This window comes from Paenibacillus sp. JT31N11 (assembly GCF_056269285.1).
The window spans coordinates 1-18,879 of the sequence record NZ_JBWDNQ010000018.1 but is presented as its reverse complement, the minus strand read 5'-3'; the positions used below and the strand labels follow the sequence as shown (position 1 = coordinate 18,879).

General features: G+C 45.9%; 12 protein-coding genes and 2 pseudogenes. 3 read left to right on the top strand and 11 right to left on the bottom strand.

Features of this window, described 5'->3' with window-relative positions; all coding sequences use genetic code 11:
* Nucleotide 1: 1 nt before the first annotated feature.
* Nucleotides 2-199 carry a hypothetical protein gene (locus AC0YNV_RS34740; protein ID WP_475772120.1) on the bottom strand — a complete coding sequence of 66 codons (198 nt, stop codon included), beginning with the start codon at nt 197-199 and terminating at the stop codon, nt 2-4.
* A gap of 482 nt (nt 200-681) precedes the next feature.
* Between AC0YNV_RS34740 and AC0YNV_RS34735 the strand changes: the two genes are divergently transcribed.
* On the top strand, nt 682-1,020 hold the full coding sequence (locus AC0YNV_RS34735) for a YmaF family protein (protein WP_475772119.1): 339 nt from the start codon (nt 682-684) through the stop codon (nt 1,018-1,020).
* 855 nt (nt 1,021-1,875) lie between these two features.
* Here AC0YNV_RS34735 and AC0YNV_RS34730 read toward each other — a convergent pair.
* From AC0YNV_RS34730 to AC0YNV_RS34720, 3 genes and pseudogenes are all read right to left on the bottom strand, one after another.
* Nucleotides 1,876-2,508, bottom strand: coding sequence for a TetR/AcrR family transcriptional regulator (locus AC0YNV_RS34730; protein ID WP_475772118.1), 633 nt, complete (start codon nt 2,506-2,508; stop codon nt 1,876-1,878).
* A gap of 275 nt (nt 2,509-2,783) precedes the next feature.
* Nucleotides 2,784-3,910 (bottom strand): annotated as a pseudogene (locus AC0YNV_RS34725) (IS3 family transposase).
* 257 nt (nt 3,911-4,167) lie between these two features.
* Nucleotides 4,168-4,338, bottom strand: coding sequence for a hypothetical protein (locus AC0YNV_RS34720; protein ID WP_475772117.1), 171 nt, complete (start codon nt 4,336-4,338; stop codon nt 4,168-4,170).
* A 324-nt stretch (nt 4,339-4,662) separates the two neighbouring features.
* On the opposite strand from AC0YNV_RS34720, the gene AC0YNV_RS34715 reads away from it, so the two are divergent.
* On the top strand, nt 4,663-4,791 hold the full coding sequence (locus AC0YNV_RS34715) for a hypothetical protein (RefSeq protein WP_475772116.1): 129 nt from the start codon (nt 4,663-4,665) through the stop codon (nt 4,789-4,791).
* 1,463 nt (nt 4,792-6,254) lie between these two features.
* Here AC0YNV_RS34715 and AC0YNV_RS34710 read toward each other — a convergent pair.
* From AC0YNV_RS34710 to AC0YNV_RS34685, 6 genes are all read right to left on the bottom strand, one after another.
* A complete protein-coding gene (locus AC0YNV_RS34710; RefSeq protein ID WP_475772115.1) occupies nt 6,255-9,677 on the bottom strand; it encodes an early set domain-containing protein in 3,423 nt (1,140 codons plus the stop codon).
* 237 nt (nt 9,678-9,914) lie between these two features.
* The gene (locus AC0YNV_RS34705; RefSeq protein ID WP_475772114.1) at nt 9,915-10,790 is read right to left on the bottom strand and encodes a carbohydrate ABC transporter permease; all 876 of its coding nucleotides are present in this window, start codon (nt 10,788-10,790) and stop codon (nt 9,915-9,917) included.
* 14 nt (nt 10,791-10,804) lie between these two features.
* Nucleotides 10,805-11,722: an ABC transporter permease gene (locus tag AC0YNV_RS34700; protein ID WP_475772113.1), complete on the bottom strand. Its 918-nt coding sequence runs from the start codon at nt 11,720-11,722 to the stop codon at nt 10,805-10,807.
* Between the two features lie 231 nt (nt 11,723-11,953).
* Nucleotides 11,954-13,477 carry an extracellular solute-binding protein gene (locus AC0YNV_RS34695; protein WP_475772112.1) on the bottom strand — a complete coding sequence of 508 codons (1,524 nt, stop codon included), beginning with the start codon at nt 13,475-13,477 and terminating at the stop codon, nt 11,954-11,956.
* A gap of 206 nt (nt 13,478-13,683) precedes the next feature.
* Nucleotides 13,684-15,951 (bottom strand): helix-turn-helix domain-containing protein, encoded by a 2,268-nt coding sequence (locus AC0YNV_RS34690; protein WP_475772111.1) that lies wholly within the window; start codon nt 15,949-15,951, stop codon nt 13,684-13,686.
* A 443-nt stretch (nt 15,952-16,394) separates the two neighbouring features.
* Entirely contained in the window at nt 16,395-16,640 is a 246-nt protein-coding gene (locus tag AC0YNV_RS34685) for a hypothetical protein (RefSeq protein WP_475772110.1), read from the bottom strand.
* A gap of 597 nt (nt 16,641-17,237) precedes the next feature.
* Here AC0YNV_RS34685 and AC0YNV_RS34680 point away from each other — a divergent pair.
* A pseudogene (locus AC0YNV_RS34680) lies at nt 17,238-18,440 on the top strand (IS110 family RNA-guided transposase).
* Nucleotides 18,441-18,589: 149 nt separating this feature from the next.
* Here AC0YNV_RS34680 and AC0YNV_RS34675 read toward each other — a convergent pair.
* A partial coding sequence (locus AC0YNV_RS34675) for a hypothetical protein (RefSeq protein ID WP_475772109.1) occupies nt 18,590-18,879 on the bottom strand: 290 nt, incomplete at its 5' end.

The following is an 18,879-nucleotide window of genomic DNA, read 5'->3' as shown; positions in this document are numbered from 1 at the left end:
TTCAGCGTATGTAAAAGTAGCATACGCTTTTTACGTAATATATGCCGTTTATTTTGATGGATATTGAGGTATTTGTCTCAATCGAACCGCCATAGTCGGCAATCTCACCATCTTCATATTTAACCATCACTGGTTTTCTGCTTAGCTTTGCTTTCTTAAAATCTAATTCGGTCTGAAGGTGGTAGCCTGGCTCCAACATTTTATCAACCTCCTAAAAATCTCATTCGACCTTTGAAGAGGTTATTCCTCTTTTGGTGTCGAATGCGATATTGATGGAGGTGGATTGATGTCGGATTACATGATCCGGGGCATGATATTTGGTAAAACCCCTTATGAATTCAATGGTAAAGTTGACGAACACAAATCGCGGTTTATCGCTAAATCACGATTCTCGATCCCAGTAGGGTTCCAGAAAACTTCACATATTTTTCAGTTAACGAAGAAGAGGCAAAAAAATATATCAAAGACTCTTGGTTTGAATTGGAAGCCAGAGTATCTTATTTACAAGAAAAACGTCTCTAAAAAAGTACATATTCAATTGCTTACATAATTGGATGATAACTGGTATTTATTTGTCTGTGAAGCATGGGACATCTAACACATAAAGACATTGGTCTAACACATTTCCTTCCTGATCAAATACTATAATATGAGTTACTTTTCGGGAGAGGAGTGTTTCTTATGAAAAAACCAATAACAGCAAAAAGAAAACAGACGCATGTTCATGAATTTGAAGGGAGTACCAAATTAGCAGAGCAAGGTTCAGATAGACATAATCATCGATTTGCAGGTGTTACAGGTCAAGTAATCCCAGTAGGTAACAGTCATATTCATGAAATAGATCTAACGCATACTGATTTCTTTAACCACTTTCATAATCTCAAAAAGATTAGGACTGGACGTGCAATTCCTGTTGGCAACGGTAAGCATGTACATTTTGTAAAAGGAATGACTACACTTAATGATGGCCATGTACATCAGTTTAATTTCGCTACCTTAATTCAACAACCACTTGTATGATATAGAAAGGCGCATCGGTGAACATAAAAAACGTGGGCTAATATTGCTTCGATACAAACGATAGTAGCACCCTCACCGGAGCTTTTTTCTTTTTATATCGATAGCAAAGATGATGAAATAGGAAAAAAACAAATTAAAAAACCGTAGTATAACCACCAGCGGTTTTCTATAACTTTTAGGTGAAGAGCTCTCGCTCTTCACCCTCCAGGGTATAGCGATCAAACGAGTTACTTTCTTTTCCAAAATGATACGATCAGCGTTAACTTATCAACCCTCCTACCGAAGGAGTGGTAGTGATATCTCCTTTTCACAAATGTTTTATTCGCAGTAATCAGTAACATTGAATTAATACGGAAGGTGGTGATACTTAACGGTTGTTTCTAGACTGAACCTCATTGGGGTGTTCGGTCTATTTACGTTAATGAATAAAACGTCATTTAACGGAAAATACTTAATAATGAAACTTCCGGTCCCGCAAATGACTCCCAAAGCATATTGGACGGATTTAATCAAAATAATCGATGACGAGCCCCTGAGTACTACAAAAAAAGACCACTCGCATTAGAGAGGCCCTTTCTTCAGTTCTTCCTTAATTAGCTTAATCATACGAGCTGTCATCCATATGCTGAATGTAACCAAGCCAGCATCAACAACACTTCCTATCCATCGTTCCGCCATTCACTCAGCCTCTCTGTATATTGTTATTCTTCATTATCCCCACCTCACTTACATATTATCACAAGCGGAAGCGCTTACTAAATTACGATTCCGATTTCAACTGGTGGCAGTGGCTCAAATAAGGTCATTGTGGATTGCCCGAGATGACTGGTCCAAATTGCATTGGAGCGAAAAGCTCTAGGAGGGCGTCTTTGCTGACGGGCTCGCGCGGTAGCGTAACCCATCTACGAGCAGAGCAACCATACGCCTCGCATGTACTGGATCACCTTTGTGGACCGTCGTACAGAGGCTCGCGGCAGCTATCAGCAAATCGTCTGGCTCGACGTCAGCGCACACCTCACCGGCAGACGTCGCCGTTTCAAGCAAGATTCTCAGCGCGGGATTTAGTCGCTTCTCGAAGTAGGCAGGCAAGGTCTCGTATGCCGGGTTGCCTGAATGTAGAGCCGCCACTAGTCCGCGTTTAGTCGCGATGAAGTCCACGTAATGCTGCATCCATCGCGCTAGTGCCTCATCGGGTTCATACTTGGCTGCTAAAGCCTCTGCAGCATCTGCGCAAGCATCAACCTCTTGACGGAAGACGGCAACGATCAGGTCCGAGCGCTTTGGAAAATGGCGGTAAACGGTGCCGACGCCGAGGCGGGCCTTCTCCGCAATCTCCCGTACTGGAGCGTCAACACCTGAGGTCGAGAACACCGTCATTGCGGACTGGAGCAACGTATTTATGTTTCGTTGTGTATCGGCGCGCACGCGTCGATCCGTGTGGTCGCGAGGTTCCAAGCCATTACTTGGCTCTTCCATTTTGTCGTTCATAAGTAGTTGCCCCCTAAATTTAATCCTTCAATTTACATTTACGAAATGCATCCATTAGACTTTCCACCATAAAATTTGCATACCCGAAAAATTCTACTTTTAACACCAACATGATTTAAACCCGCCGCCCTTGGAGGTTCTCACTCCCTTGTCTCAAAGGGTCTACGCCTCTTCATTCTTTCTTTACGCCTGTCCATGCCGCGACAGCTACTCCTTTTTTCTTAAAGGATAGTTTGTACCACTGTCAATAGAATGGACACATAAAACCAAGAGAATCACAACGCAGATCGGTACATACGCTCAAACTGGTTAGGCGTAAAATAACGAATTGAAGAGTGGATTCGCTTGCCATTATAGAAGCAGGCAATATACTCAAATATCTTGGCTTTTGCTTCTTCGCGAGTCTTGAACTTCTCCAGGTAAACAAGTTCCTTCTTTAGTACGCTATGAAAGGATTACCCTTACGGCTCATGCTTCCGTTCATTTCATAGGTAAGGAGCTGCGTCTGGTAATCAAGCGAAGCATACTGACTTCCGCGGTCAGAATGATGCATCATGCCTTTACCTGGACGCTGCAGCTTATAAGCTTGCTGTAGTACCTGCAGTACAAGGGATTTCGTCATTCTTTCATCCATGGAGAAGCCTACAATCTTACGGCTGTAGAGGTCCATAACGCTCGCCAGGTATAGCCAGCCTTCATCTGTATGGATGTATGTAATGTCTGTCATCCACACTTGATTGGGCCTCTCAACAGCCTTAAACTGCTGGCTGAGTACATTCTCTGCCACCGGCAGGTTATGTTTGGAGTTGGTTGTGGCCTTGTACTTCTTTACGGTACGAGATTTCAGACCGAGTTCTTTCATAATACGGGCTACGGTTTTTTCAGAAACTTGCACACCCTGCTTCTTCAATGTTTCCCACACTTTAATGCTTCCATAAAGCTTTCTAGAATCAAGGAAGGCACGGCGGATCTGCCGCTCTAGACGCTCTCGACGCTTGTCTCGCTAGCTTTTCCTGCGTTTAGTCCAGGCATAGTATCCGCTTCGTGAGATTCCAAATACACAGCACATCTTCGCGATACGGAGCTTGAAGCGGTGATCGTGAATAAACTGACAGATCAGCGCCGGTCTTTTGCGAAGTCAGTGCATCGCCTTTTTTAAAATTTCGTTCTCTTCCTTTAGATCTCGTAGTTGTTTCTGAAGATCACGCACAGCCTGATCGTCTGGCTTTATCTTCCCGCTGCCAGGGAAGGCCTGAGTACCCTCTTGCTTGAATTCCTCCATCCAACGATACACCGTGTTCTCATGTAATCCGATTTCTCTAGCGACTTGTGCGACTGACTTTCCGCCTTTGACCAGTTGTACGGTCTGCAGCTTGAATTCCTTATCGTATTTCTTTGCCATCTCCGGACACCTCACTTAGGAATGCATTTATTTTCGCACTCTCGGTTATCCGTGTCCATTATTTAGTCTAACTCCAGTTTAATCACATAACGAATACTTCAAGTAAAAGGCATCTCGGAAAATATGGTTGAAACCATCCTTTTTCACCAGAGAGGTGGGGGCCGTTCTTGCTAACATTACGGGTCGGTGCAATTTTTAAAGAAGGCAACAATCCCCATCCCCACTTCTACCGCTTTTAGCTGCAGGCATGCAAGGTTTTATGAGATTTCTTTATTAATCCATTTTTGAAATATCTCAATTGGCTCTACTCTAACAATATCATCATGCTGAGTTAAGTAGTTTACCATTGTCTCGTCTACAGAAAGAACCTCTAAAGTAGTTCCTAATGCATCCTTGAAAACTTTACCTTCTTTAATTTCCCAGTTCACTTGTCATCGGCTCCTTTTAAAATAAAGACTCACTTATAATCCTTTAAGTATATTCCAGTTATTCTTTATTTTTTTAGGTATATGTTACCATATTAAGTCATATCGAGGAAGGACATTAAAATAACACTCTAAACAAAAGGCTAAAACTGGTGAACTCAAAATAATCCATCCTCTTTCATACTCAATCACAAATGCCAAAAGGAAGGAGATCCCTCTACTGCGACGAATAGTTTCAAGAGAGAGGTGATTATTTTGTTATTTAAAAGTAGGCACCATCTATGGACAGATTTAGATTTTAAGAAAGCAAAGCTAAGCAGGCAACCAGTGATGGTCAAATATGAGGATGGTGCAATTGCCGACTATGGCAGCGCGATCGAGGCAATTACCTCAACATCCATCAAGATAAATGGCATATATTATGTGAAAATCGTCTGCCGCTTTTACGTACACTAATCCTTAATCCATGTTACAACGGTTCTCTACCTCATAAATATTAAAACATTCGACTTCAACCATAACGCGTCCGACCTCTGAGTTCCTCCTCCTACACACCCCTATCACCTTACCTAAACTGTCACTCTCGTCTACAAGACCTTCGCGTCCTTACTATGTATAAATAGTACCATATGATGGACTTTTAGATTGGAGGACGTTGGAGTTTCAAACCTACCGATTTTTTATTTAAAACAACGTTCTGCGCCCGCTCCCCCAATTCTTTTCTTTCCAACCGAAAATGACAAAAAACCGTCAAGCCGTGCTACTGCGCCACTTGACGGTTTTTCAACCTATTCAATTAAAGGTCTTCACAAATTATGCCCTAGGCACTGTCTATCATGACGAAGAGATGTGATTACTCCATTTAAAAATAGTCGCATTGCGAGTAGAAGGTTGATGAGAAGCCAGTTAGGTTTTGAAAAGAAAGGACAATGGTCCTCCCTTATTGAATTCCCTTGATAGAATTAAGTTTTCTCACGAATGATCGCTTATTCGCAGGATTTCTCCCTTCCAAGAAATATAGAAGGATAGTAAAAGCGACCACGTAATAGCCTGGGCACATGAAGATGAGAGGAAATAGAAGAAAAGGTTGAAAGCCCTATTTCCTTCGATAAATCTAAGTAATCGGTAGCTTCTTTCCATGAATAAAAGCGTCATGTCATTTTATAATTCAAGATGACTCCAATCACTCGGCATTTTACTTAACAAATTGAATATCGGGATGTTTCTTTGAGGGACCATCAAACAATTTCTGATGTTTATGAAGTAGATGCTCGTCAAAAAATGCAGTAACATAAGCCCGCACAGATGTAGCAACTCGTGTTGGGTATTTTGATGTTCCGATCTGCCCTGCCGAAGCCCCACACGGAATTCACCGCTTCCTTCTTTCAGTCAGGTCCTTTCGGATTTTCTGCTTTCACCACTCATCCTGAACGCCTTGATGTACAAATACCTATTTCATGTTCAGCGCTTCCGGGAGCTGTTGCAACAGCTTCCGTACTATGGCCTCTGCTGACTTCTGTACGTTCAGCCTACTTTCACAAGCAGGATTACGAAATTATTTCGCGTTCCGTACAGATCTCCCCAGGTAAGAACGCTATCTTCCTCTCCATCTATCTGCTTCATTTACTCTCGTACGCCTTCGGCAGTAAGGACTTTGGTTTGTACTGCAACCTCATCCAACGTACATTAGCCTCATATGAAGTTCGTGTTCCTCAGACCGGAGATTTGCCGCCGGCTTCCTTCAGATTCCACCTCGCGGTGGACACCCTTGCCTTAAGCTATGGCTACTACTGCCTTCACCATTCGGGACTTGAACCCTAGAGATAACGCCCATGCTGTGCGCACAGCAAAAGGAGCTGCCGCGGCAGCTCCTTCGTCAATTGGATTTATGATTAATCATCAACTTCCGGTCAATCTTCTTACTTGACGGTAACGGTGATCATTTCGCTGGATGTCTCGCCCGCCGCATTAACCAATACACTGCGGTACTCGTATACGCCTGGCATCTTTCCGGAGATACTCGTGACCGTCTTCTGGGCGTTCGGTGTTACTTCACTCACCGGCTTGGTGTCGATCAGTACGCCGTTCTCATACAGGCGGTATTCGGAACCGTTCGTTCCCCACCACATGTTCATCGAGACATCATAATTCGGGTCGCCGTCCCAATTGTTATGGGACAGCACCGGCTTGCCCGGTGCTGCGTCGGTTACATTCACGATAAGCGGGTCGCATGCCGTCGTGCCGAAGGTGTTCGTCAGTTCGCAGGTATACGTGTACGTTCCGTTCACCTTGCCCGCGATATCGTTCTTCACGATTTGCGCCTGCGGCGAGATGTCCGTCAATGGCTGCGAGTTTATCAGCACGCCATTCTCGTACAGCTTGAACTCTGTTCCGTTGTTCCCCCACCACAGGTTCATGGTAAGGGTATAGCCCCCGTCTTTCAATCCCGTGTCATACCCGTTGTTATCGGAAAGCACCGGTTTTCCCGGAGTTCCCCCCGCTAGCGGTGTCACATCGTGCAACCATTGTGCCCAGCGGACCAGCACCGCTGCCTGTCCAGACGTGAACACTTTGCCACTTTGCTTGTTCACATCATTGATATACGCTTGCAGCAGAGTGCGGGCTTCCTCGCCTTTCCTTTCGTTGGCCCTCGCTTCTGCCGTTTCCAGCTGCTGCCGAAGCGATGCTGCAACTTTCTCCGCACCCCCAGCGCCGGTTTCGGCCGCGAATGTATCGGTCAGCGCAGACAGGCTGTCGAACGTCGCATATACGCTGTAAGAATGTTCGGCCGATCCGCGGTGTCCGGAGACATCTTCCGCTTCCGCTGTTACACTGTGAACGCCCGGTTCATTCATATACGCCTTGACATCCGCGAGCGGAGCGCCGCACGAAGAATAAGTGACGCTGGATACGGTATCAACCGCACTACAGGTAATGTTAACCGTCTGATCAATGGTATAGGACGATTCTCCGATGATATTAACTAGCGGCGCAGTGAGATCGATTTTCGCCTCCACCGATTTCGGGTAAACCGAACCGGTTACGGTTACCGGCCGGTACAGCATTTGGTTCGAACCCTCCCGTTCCAAGGTAACAGGCGCGTCGTAGACGCTCCAGCTGCTTCCGCCGTCCAGACTGTACTGCACGTTCCCGTAGGCGGCCGACAACGTTACGGTTACTGGAACCGTGTACCATTCGTTCAGGCCGTTCGGTGCAGAAGGATCGAGTGTGAGATTAATCTCATTAGCATGTATACTTTCCAAACCTGCATTGACGATCCTCATGATATTTACCATATCTGTGTAGGGCTGATCCTGTTGGTTTAGTAGGCCTATATTGAAATTCTCACCGTCTTTACGCCATGTTACCGCTTGATCGTAGTACGAAAAATAACCTGAGCCAATAAACAGCGGATGTAATGTCTGACTTTCTACAAAAGATTTGAAGGCCAAACCTCTATCCGCTATACTTGCTACACTTGTAGCCGCATTTACGGGTGACAACCCGCGTTGGGTCGTGCTAAAGGTATATTCCAAATTCAATAGCGGTTTTCCATAAGCTTCGTATCTGGAAATCCAATCTGCATTATTCGTATAATTATCTACAGAAAAAGCATCTACAAACTCCATTGCTGCCGAATCCCAATCCAGACTGGTCCGCCAGGTGGGAACGACAGACGATCCCAGGAACAGATGGTTTGTGTCATGTCTTGTGATTATATTCTTGATTGTTGAGAAATAGGTTCTGGATGCCAGCTTGATATAATCCGAAACATCCACAGCAGGAACCTTGGTAATATTGATCGAAGTATCCTTTAATGCGGTAAACGAGACAGAGCTGGTACCTAGCAGTTGGTTGACGGTAGTAATGTCATGGTTGTACCTTGGTGCAAGAAAATCCACAAATGCGCTTTTAGCCGGAGATGTCGAAGTATACGTCAGTACCTCTTTTACGATATCGGTTGTCCACCCGGCCTCATTGTCGTATGTATAACCGATTAGCCATGGATCATTCTTCGCATTTTGAAGCTGGGAAATCAATGCGGTTTCTATGTTGGATTCACTCTGCGGGTCAAAAACATCGTATGTCCACTGAATCCTTCTTAAACTACTTGGGTCTTGCAGGACTTGAATGTATGGAAACGTTACATTTTCGGGCCTTGTCCACTTACTGAATGCGTTAAAGCCCCAATCTATCAAACGCTTCTTGGTTATATCCTCCCATTTCGACTCATAGTTGCTGCCGTATTTTTTCATAACATTGGCAATGACGAAGCTTACTCTTTCACCATTGGCATCGTTTGAATAGGCAGGAGCATATGCGACCGGATCAGGAAGTTCCTCAAATACCCGTCTCGGCGTTATACCGTCAGCTTTTTTAAGCGGCGTCCCGTATCCCCACTCCCATAGACTTGTGGCATCCACGCCCTTTAGAATAAACTTATACCCGTCTGGGGTGATAAACCACCATTTGTTATCGATTTGTTGAAGTCTGAAATAACCGGTGTTTAAGTAATGTCCGCCGGCTTTAATCCCACCGTACGGATCGTATTTTGCAGGATCCAGTGAAACATTTGAAAGTGCATCCGCCTCATTCCTATATTCCTGCTGAAGCTGCTCATCGGATGTTACTTTTCCAGGCCAGGTCTCGTAAACCCACTGCCCGTACTTGTCTGCCATTAAGCCGTCTTTTTTCAGTTCAAGAGCCATTTGCTCCGCAGTAAGCGCAGGTCCTGGATTCACGCCTTCCTGTCCGGTCCCTTTATAAATTTGAACCTCGGTGAGGGGGATATGCTGAAACGCATGAGGACGCTTAATATCGATTACAATAAATCTTGCCGTCTTGTTCGCCATCGGTATGTTGACCGAATAGTTCCAGGTTGAGCTTGGGCTCGTTGAGGTTATTCCAGGTGTTCTGATGTGTTTTGCAGCAATATAGTAATAATCCGTTACAGCCTCAGGGCGATATTTTACAGTAAACTCTTTAAATCCCCAATAGCTGTTGGGTGAATTCAGTACGACGTTAATACTTTCCAGTGGGTAGTCCTTCAGCAGGTCAAATACCACCTGTACAGTCCCTTGGGAAGTCTCGCTCCCCATCCATCCGGCATATGTTGTGGTTAATCCGTCAAGCAGCACACCATTGGTTGAGGGTATGAGCCCGGTCTTTCCTTTGTCAGGAAGACTACCTCCATCCGGAGCAGGGCTATAGTAATAGTTTCCGGTTTTAAGCAGAGTACCTGCTCCATGAACATCTCCTGCGGGGATCAACGCCGCTACCGTTATGAGTGCCAGAAATAGTGTCAGAACATAAGTTGAATACCATTTACACCATTTTCCCATCCTTTAACCTCCTCTTTCCTCCCAAAAAGTTTTTGATGGCCGCGTTAGCGAACGAAAAAATACTACGCTTATTCTTCCTACAAGTATTGAAATACTTGATTTTAGTGATACATTCAGACCACCTCCTCACATATTTTCAATATTTGTTTTTAAATAAATAAGCGCTTACGTAATATTGGGCGTTAATACGGCAGTTAAGCAGACCTCATTTATTTTCCGCAATTCAGGAAGTACTGACTACCCCTTGACCGCGCCGATCGTCATACCCTTAATAAAATAACGCTGCAGGAATGGGTACAAGAAGATAATCGGCCCGATGGTGATGCATACCGTCGAGAGCTGGATGCCCGACGCTGTGACTGGAATATTTACATTCGTATTTAAATAATCGAGATTCTGCGAATTGGACACGATTCTTCTTAACATCATCTGCAGCGGGTGATTATGCGAGTCGTCAATAAACATCAGCGCATTGAACCAGTCATTCCAATAGGCTAGCGCATAGAACAGCGTGATCGTTGCAATGACGGGCATGGAGATCGGCCATATAATCCTGAAGAAGATATATAGCTCATGCGCTCCGTCAACGGTTGCCGCCTCGCTTAATTCAAAGGGCAGCGTGCGGAAATAAGATGTCATCAGAAATGCGTTGAATGCGGAGAACATCAGCGGCAAAATCAACGCCAGCAAGGAGTCCCGCAGGTGCAGCCAGTTGGAGATGAGCAAATAATAGCCTACAAGACCGGGTGCAAACAGCATGGTAAAATAAATGTAAAAGGAAAGAATATTCCGGTACTTCACCTTCGGATGTGCCGCTACATAGGAGAACATGGACGTCATGAGCACGGCTCCGACGGTACCCACCACTGTTATAAAAATGGAAACGAAGCCGCTCCGGTACACCTGGCTGCCGTTAAACAAGAACCGATAGGAATCGAGCGAAAATTCCGTAGGGAACATGCGGAAGCCTCTGACAATCTGATGCTCTGCCGTGAACGATCCGATATACACCAGCCAGAAGGGGATAAGGCAAATCAGCGCAAACAAGCCGATGAATACATATGCCGCGGCGGCGACGGCATATTGGGAGGTATCTCGCGGTTTTGATATCATGAAGAAGCTCCTCTCTAAAATAACTTCGAGTCGTTATCGACTCTGCGGACAACCCAGTTGAAGAATAGAATGGTGACAAAGCCCATGACCGACTGAAACAGCGCTACCGCCGCGGCATTGCTGTAGCTGTTCATGCTCGCCGATCTCAACGAGCGGTACGTATACGTATCGATGACATCCGTAGATTTGAAGAGCAAGGAATTATCACCGATGATTCCATAAATCAAGCCGAAATCGCCGTAAAAAATGCGGCCCAGCGCGAGAAGTGTCAGCACGATAATGGTCGGACGCAGCAGCGGCAGAGTAATATACCAGATCTGATGCCACCGCTTGGCGCCGTCGATTCTTGCGCTTTCATAATATTCCTCGGAGAAGCCGGTAATGGTCGCCAGATAAATAATCGAGCCCCACCCGGCACCCTTCCATACGAACAAAATCGTCAGCAGCGCAGGCCAAACCGACGGCGTCTGAAACCAGTCAACCGTCTGATAGCCGAATTCCTTCAGAACCCGGTTAACCATACCGTCCTGTCCGTTAAAGAAATTCGTGACCATCAGATTAACGACCATAATGGAAATAAAATGCGGCAAAATGACAAGAGATTGAGTCACCTTCTTGAAAAAGGCAAATCTGATCTCATTCAGCAGCAGGGCAATCAATAACGAGCTTACCGTTCCCGACACAATAAACAACAGGTTCAGGAATACCGTATTGACCGTAACCCCGAACCAATCTGGACCCGTGAAGAAAAACGTTAGATTATCTAACCCCACCCACCGGCTCCCCCAAAGCCCCTTGACGGGAATAAACTGCTTGAAGGCCAATAAATGAGCGGACATCGGCAAATAAGAAAAAATAAATACGAACACGATGACGGGAAGAGCCATAGCGTACAGCCATTTGTTCTTCCGGATCTCCTGTAGAATTTCCATGCTCACCTTTCCTTTCTTATGTACTTGAATATTACGCACCCGCGGTGCCGCTCGTATAGTCCGGTTTTTACCAATGAGTCTGAACTTTAACACCCTAAAAGGGTTTGAAATGTCACACTGAGAGAAAGTCCGGAGTTTACCGGTCTCCGGCCGGATCTATTTGGGATGGCGCGCGTTTAAAAAAAAGCCGGCAGACCATAAATTAAGGTCACCGGCTTGCTTCCAGAGCTCTTACTGCTTCTTGCTAGCCAAATATTGATCCAGCTGCTTTTGGTACTCTGCCTGTATTTTTTTCATATTGTCATAGCCCTTCTCCTTAAACGCAGCCAAGCCCTCTTCCGGATCGACAACACCCATAACGATAGGATCATAGAGCTCCAGACCCGTATTGTTCAGCTGCGCAGCTTCGTTGGCAACAGGGCTCGGATCGAAGGTGAAGCCGGAGAGAATATCCGTCGTGAAGTTCCCCGTATCCCGCTGCCATTTGTTCAGCTCAATGACGTCCTGAGGCAGGCTGGCATCGATGCGATCCAGCTTGGAGTTCCAGCCCCAGGCGAAAGGAATGCCGGCATAAGGATTTTCCTGGATTGGTTTGAATAGGCCTTCGCCCGCATCCTCCCAGTTCTTTCCCTTTATCCCGTATGCAAGCAGGTCGTAATTATCCTTTTGATTCAGCCAGTTGACGAATTGAACGGCGCGTTCTTTGTTTTTGCTGACGACAGGAACGGCAATATAGTTGCCCGCTTTATACGTCGAGCTGAGCTTCATGTCGGGGGTAAACAGGCTGAAGGCTTCCGCAGACGCCCCGGGTACCGCCTTTTCCAGCGCAGTGCGGGTGCTGATATTAACACCGAAATCAAAAAATGTCGTAACGGCCGCTTTTCCTTTGGCAAATTCCGCATTTTTAAGCGTAAGGGCATCTTTAGCCAGAATTCCGTCCTGATAGAGCTTCCGGTTCTGCTCGAAGGTCTTCATCAGATTAGGGTCCATATTTTCAAACATATTATAGACCTTGCCGTCATTGCCTTTGGTGTATAATCCCGGATATTTCAATACGGAAGCAAGGTTGGCTTGCGGATCAAGCATGCTTGCCAGCAGCATGCCGATATGCTCCGGACCGTTAGGGATGTAAGCCGTAATGTCCGGTTCCTTCTCCTTTACGGTATACATGAATTGGATCAAATCGTCATAGCTCTTGATCGGAGCGACACCTAGCTTCTCCCGAATGTCCTTGCGGATCACAAACGTCCATGGACGGATGAAATTCACTTCAAGGGGAACCGCGTATAGCTTGCCGTTCACTTTGTTGGCTTCCATCAACTGTGGCGTACGGTTGCTCTTGATTTCGGGACCATACTTGTCGATGAGCTCGTCCAGCGGCTCGTAGAGGCCGGCGGCAATATTTTGGGTCGGGTTATTATCCCAGATCAAATCGTAGTCTTCCGCGGAGGATAAGGCGACTTGACGCTTCTGAAAGACATCCGACCATGGAATAAACACCACGTTCAGCTTCACGTTAAGCGAATCGGCAAGGCGTTTTTCCATTTCACCCTTGACCTCATCCCAATTGGCAGGCGGATCTCCAGGAAACATGATTTTCAGTGTAACCGGTTCCAGCTTGGCGTCTGAGGAAGCTGCCGGTTTGCCGGAATCGGACGCGGGCTTCGTCGTCTCGTTCGACCCGCAGCCAGCCATTGCTGCTGCCAATAAGAGCGACAGAACCATTAGCAATAAGTCTTTTCTTCGTATTCTCATTCGTTTTACCCCTCCAGATGTTATGATCGGCCGAGCGGCGACATCCTATTATTTGCGTATAGGCTTGGTGCGTCCCGCCTGCCCGTTTCATACTTGATCATAGTCGGATTGCCCGGCTTTCGTACAGTCCGGTATCTATCAATCGGTACGAAATGTTCCAAACGGGGAGTATTTGTTCTCCTGCACTCGGAGTACGAATTTCCACTCTACACTCCGTGGTTTTCCAAACGGTATTGGCTTGGCGTCATTCCGGTCGCCCGTTTAAACACCGAAAAGAAAGTGCTCTTGGTTTGAAAACCGGACTGTTCCGTTATATCCGCTACGGTCCAATCGGTCGTTGTCAACAGCTTGATGGCATACTCGATCCGTTGGCTCGTTATATAATCCGACAGCGAGGACTGTAAATGATCCTTGAATATTTGTCTGGCATAATTCACGGACATCGATACGTGAGCGGCAATGTCGTCCACGGAAAGCATCGGATTGTGAAAATGATTGCGCACATAATCGATCATTTCGGCAGCGACCTCATTCTTCCGGCTTGAGGCATTCTTTCTGCTGTGCTGGACCATAATTTTCTGCATTTCTCGATACAGCCACGATTTCACTTCTCCCAGAGATGCGAACTGCTCCAGGAAGGTATGGATGCTCTTCATCCCTTGAAATGTTTTATAGTTTTTAAAGCTTTTCATAATCGAATAAATAATGTGAGTCAGCTGCAGCTTGCATTCTTCATAGCTCAGTGCCTGCATATGCAAGGTAAGCTGGTTCAAATAACCTTCCAAATCCTTGTCGTTCCTGAGCTGAACGGCGTGAATAACCTGCTTTAGCAGTACATCGTCCAGATCGCTGTCTTTGCCTCCTTCATACCGCTCCAGATCCTCCGAGGTAAACACCCTTGCCTCATGATTGATGAATCCCATCAACGTCAGGTCGTACAGCTGGGTATAAATAATTTGCAAATACTCCTCCACATCGAGCACGGAGCTGACCGCGGAATGAACCTCGAGCTTGAGCCATCGGCTAATTTGAGCCCTCACATCCTCCAATGCAGCGACTACTCGCACCATTTCGTCTCCGGAAGCAGATGAAGAAAAGAGCGCCACGACGTGATCTGAGCCAAAATCGACGGTTTCCGGGGCAAAGCCATGATTATCGAGCACTTCGGTCATAATGTTAGCCAATGCAAAACGCAATAATTTTCGCGAAGCGAAATCGTGATTTTCTTTGAAGCGTCCGTACGATTCCAGACGTATGACCGCCATGCGGAACCATCCCGTCTGGAGAATTTGGGTTTGATGTTGAATAAACGCTTCGACCGGTCCGGGGGATTTCGAATTGAGAATCCACTGACGCAAGTAATCGTCCTTTACCAAAGCTTTGCTGCTCTTGATCGACAAGTCCAATTGCTCAATTTCCTCAACCAGAGAATGGAAGCCGGTATGTATCCACGCCATCTCGTTACCCGGATTCGCCGTCTGTACGATGGGATGCTTCTTGCCTAGCTTGTTCTGGATTTGAAAGGCCAGGTCGGTGATCGGCTTCAAGCTGCGGTAGGATTGCCAAAACAAAAACAAGAGCAGCGTTAATAGAAGAACGATCGAAGATCCGATAATTTCGACCCGGATTTTGTTCACCTTATCCTGCCACAGCGAGAGCGGCGACAAGTGATATACATTCCATCCTTCTATGGGCAGCTTTGTAGTCTGAACGGACCAGCTCTCCTTGCCGGACTTCCATTTCCAGTTGTTCACTGCAGCCGGCTTGGCCATTTCCATTAGTTCTTTCGTTAACTCAGGGTCCGTATTTCCCAGAAGGAACTCCTTATTGCTGCCTTCAATAACAATTTTATTTCGGTCTTCCGCCGATATCTGGAGCATGTTCTCATTCAATAACGGCTTGCCTAACAAGATCGCTACATAGCCCTGATAGTTCAGATTCGGTCCGGCGGCCGGTACGACAAGCGCCAGAAACGAATTTCCGCCGACCTCATGGTTGATATACTGCATATACGGCGTTTTTTGGCCCTTGATAAAGGCCAGCATCGTTTGGTCGTAGAAATCCTCCGGCGTATAAATACTTGAATCCGAGGTGTAGATTTGGCCGAGATTGAAGTTGATTAAATAAATGCCGTGGATAAAGGGCTCGCTGCTCATGAATTCCCTTACACTTTTCGCGGCTTTGTTGAGCGACAATGGGGAATAATCGTCCTCCTTCATGTTCAGCCAGTTTCCGATGCTGTCCTCCGAATAGATTCTCAAAGCAATCTGGCGCAAATTTTGCAGGGTAAATTCCGAGGTAGTGACGACTTGTTTCATTTTCTCCTGAGTAGACTTGTCCATTTCATCCATTGCGCTTCGGGCGAACTGCCGGCTCAGGAACAAAGTGAACACCAAAGTGAGCAGGCTTATGGCAATGCAGGAATACAAAAATATGCTTAAATACATCTTCTTCGGCTTTATCCGGTTCCACATGTTCGACCCTCCCCCTATACGATGAGTAACATAAGACAGGATAACCTGCTTTACCAGTATGAATTTTAATAAAGAGGTGCGAGTTTTATCTTTTTTAGACTTTACCTTCTGACAGCGGTTTCGGCAAGACGAATATTCCTGACCATATAACTTGACGATTCCATGAAGAAAAGCGGAGCTATCAAAAGAAGCCGGCTCTCCCGGCTCTTTCTCAAGATTTCAAGCTGGGGGAGTATCGCTTCTGTATCGCAGTATTAATGGGCACATCCATTAGCCAAGAAGGAAATGCTTGCTGTTTCCGATTCATATGGAGAACGGCATGTCCGCTTGATGGGACAGGTTAACGCAAAAAAATTACGTCTGCTCGTTCCACTAACATTTGTGGAAAGATTCTCCTACCGGGTAATAGTAGCTAAGGAAGGAGGAGGTTCCTATGCCTTCAATCAAAAACCGGATATATTTTCACAGTGAACTACGACAATTTGCCTCGAACCAATAATGACCATGAACGATTTTTCCGTCGAACGAAGTCCCGTCACCGCCGAATGACCGGATTGCGCAGTTGGAACCGCTATATCTTGCGCAATGGAGAATTTGTATTCTTGGTCGATGATGCACTGGAACAAAATGATCCCCTGAAGCGACTCCGACAAGTGGAGTACGCCGCCTACCTTAAGGAACGTACGCATTTGGAAACTCGAATTACGGAGGGAACAAACCGACTTCGCTTCCGCCAGAATCCCAACAGTACCTACACGTTTTGAACAACTTAGCAGACGTAGTTTTTTTGTACATATTTGTAGAATATATGATTTTGCGAAGAAGCAAAAGAAGGAGCTGCCGCGACAGCTCCTTCTTCAAATGTCTTTTATTAAGCTATCGTTCCCCGCTAACGTAATCCTTTTTCGCTTACCATTGATACTCCAAGTCCCGTCTCTTGCTTGGCCATCGTCACTACACTTTGCCTTGAGAAAGTTAGTTGAACAAAGGCAGCCGGTCGATCGTGGCCGGCTGCCTCATGTTTGTATTGTGCTATCGTACCCGTTCGTATTATGAGGTCACCAGATCTTTCTGGTCGACCTCTTTTTTACATGGTCGTAAAATAACGGTAGCCGGTGATCGAACGTTCGTACCCGTGGGACTGGATCCCGAGAGCTATTCCGTTCATCCCCCTACTTGTTAAACCATGATTAGGCTGGTTGGGACAAAGATCCCGAATAACAAGCGATACTGTGGACGACAAGATGGTTAGGGTTGCCGGTGAAAATAAGGTAAGGAGTGGTGGAATGAACCCTGTTATTGGATTGGACGTATCAAAAGGAGAAAGTCATGCACAAGCTTTTTCAGATCGAGGAACGCCTTACGGAAAGACCTTTCGATTTGAGCACAATCTGGAGGGATTAGCCTCCTTCCTTCGTTATGTTCAAGACCTGCAGTCCTTTACCGGGCAGCGTCCGGCCGTTGTGTTAGAAGCAACGGGTCATTATCATAACCCAGTCGTTCAGTTCCTCGACGAGCATCAGTATCTGTACATCGTCATCAATCCGTTCCTTTCACACCAAGCAAAAAAAACCAATTTGCGTAAGGTGAAAACGGATATTGCTGACGCCCACCAACTGGGGGAATTGTTCTACAAGGAGGAGCTTGAGCCCTACAAAAAACGTGGTCAGTACCTGCTGAATTTGCGCTATCTAACGCGTCAACGTGAGTCTCTGACGGAAATGGTTGTTCAGGCAAAGCTACAGTTTCAGGCTGTGATGGATCAAGTCTTTCCGGAGTATCAAGGCGTATTTGGTGACCTTTATTCGAAGGTATCACTTCGTTTCCTGTCTCTGCATCCAACATCTCAATCGGTGTTGGCACTGTCCGAGGAAGACGTTACGGCAACCATACAACACCTTGTCGGACATGCCAGCTCCAACCGTTGGTCAATGGAACGCGCACAAAAATTAATGGACGCAGCAGCGCGAAATCCCTTTAAGGATACCGCTTTTCCCAGTCATCTAATCGCATTGGATCTGCTGATTAAGTTGCTTCTTCAATACCAAGAGCATCTAGCTAAACTGGATAAATCGATAGATGCTCTGGCCGAAGAATGAGCTGAATATGATTTAATCCAATCGATACCCGGCATTGGCACCAAAATTGCAGCAACAATTTTAGCTGAGATCGGGGAAATCGATCGATTCGATCACGCAAAAAAGCTGGTTGCTTTCGCAGGCATAGACCCGAGCGTCTTCTCATCGGGTAAGTTTACAGCCACCCGAAATAAAATTACCAAACGCGGTTCCAGGAGGCTTCGCACTGCCTTGTATCAGGCTGTGCGATGTGGTTTGCGAAGCTCACGTAATAAGAAACTGAAGGCTTATTACGACAAAAAGCGTGAAGAAGGTAAGCTTTTTAAGGTGGCCGTAATCGCTTGTGCAAATAAACTACTCCACTGGATTTATGCGATTTTAACCAAGAAAGAGACGTTCCGCTTAAATTAATAAGCAATACTTAGTTGCCGAGGAAACCATCCCCAATTTTCAGGGAATGGTTATTCGTCATGGCTTTTTTCAGTATAACACTCTTCGCCTCGCTCATTAATAATTAATTATTGACAAGCTATTAGCTGGAATAGCTCAACGCCTCACTGTCATCGATTAGCGTTTTTCATATAATAAACTGTGAAAAAGGCATCCTCGTTAAAACCAAATTGCCTCTTTTCAATTTCATAACTGTCATCGAAAATGTCAATGACATCACCAGGTATTAAGTTTGGTAGCGAAACTTTTGTTTCCTGTTCAAAAAAGCATTTGTTACCAACAAAGAAACTGTTTATAAGGGGAACTGAACTCCTGCCATGGTTTTTCTGAGGCCCCCCGTGTTGGTCATCCATCGTGACCATGAGTTGCTGAGCTACTGGCAACCTCGACAAATGACTTG